Origin of the sequence: Streptomyces sp. NPDC002130, from assembly GCF_040296465.1 — a bacterium.
Classification (GTDB): domain Bacteria; phylum Actinomycetota; class Actinomycetes; order Streptomycetales; family Streptomycetaceae; genus Streptomyces.
This window is the reverse complement of record NZ_JBEOXI010001231.1, coordinates 1-1,056: the sequence shown is the minus strand read 5'-3', so window position 1 is coordinate 1,056 and position 1,056 is coordinate 1. Positions and strand designations below refer to the sequence as shown.

The 1,056-nt window shown below is 69.4% G+C and carries 1 protein-coding gene; it reads left to right on the top strand.

The window, feature by feature from the left end:
• Nucleotides 1–104 precede the first annotated feature (104 nt).
• Nucleotides 105–1,056, top strand: a 952-nt coding sequence (locus tag ABT116_RS49860; RefSeq protein ID WP_351648378.1) for an IS481 family transposase, incomplete at its 3' end; no start/stop codon positions are given.

The following is a 1,056-nucleotide window of genomic DNA, read 5'->3' as shown; positions in this document are numbered from 1 at the left end:
CTAGGTGTATTGATCACGAGCGTTGTTGACACCGGCCGGGCTTGATCATGGCGAAGACCTCCGGTGTGGTGGAGGTGTCGAGTCTTCACCGCACGGAGGTCTTCGTGTCCCACCGTAATGCCCGGCTGACCGTTCACGGCAGGCGGCTGCTCGTCGAGCGTGCCCGCTGCGGCCGCCCCGTCGCGCACATCGCCGCCGAGATGGGCATCTCACGAACCACAGCCCACAAATGGATCCGCCGCTGGCGGTCCGAGGGCGAGGCCGGGCTCGCTGACCGCTCCAGCAGGCCACGAACGACCCCGCACCGCACGGCGGCCGCCGTCGAGGCGCGGGTGTGTCACCTTCGGCAGACCCGAAAAATCGGTCCCGCACGGCTCGGACCGGTCCTGAGCCTGCCCGCCTCGACCGTGCACCGGATCCTGGTCCGCCACGGCCTGAACCGCCTGGCCCACCTGGACCGGCCCACAGGCCAGGTCATCCGCCGCTACGAGCGGGCCCGGCCCGGCGAACTGGTCCACGTGGACGTCAAGAAGCTCGGCCGCATCCCCGACGGCGGCGGCCACAAGGTGCTGGGCCGCCAGGCCGGCCGCGCCCGGCGCAGCAACATGGGCTTCGACTACATCCACTCCGCCGTCGACGACCACTCCCGCCTGGCCTACAGCGAAGTCCACGCGGACGAGAAGGCCGCCACCTGCTCCGACTTCCTGCGGCGGGCCGCGGCCTTCTTCGGCGAGCACGGCATCACCCGCATCGAACGCGTCCTGACCGACAACGCCTGGCCCTACCGCAAGAGCTTCGCCTGGCGACAAGCCCTGGCCGACCTCGGCGCGGCCGGCAAACTCACCCGCATCTACCGGCCGCAGACCAACGGCAAAGTTGAACGCTTCAACCGCACCCTGCTCGACGAGTGGGCCTACCTGCGGCCCTACACCAGCAACACCGAACGCACCGCGGCCCTGGCAGACTTCCTGCACACCTACAACCACCACCGTTGCCACACCGCACTCGGCGGCCAGCCACCCATCAGCCGCGTCAACAACCCTGCGGGTCAATACA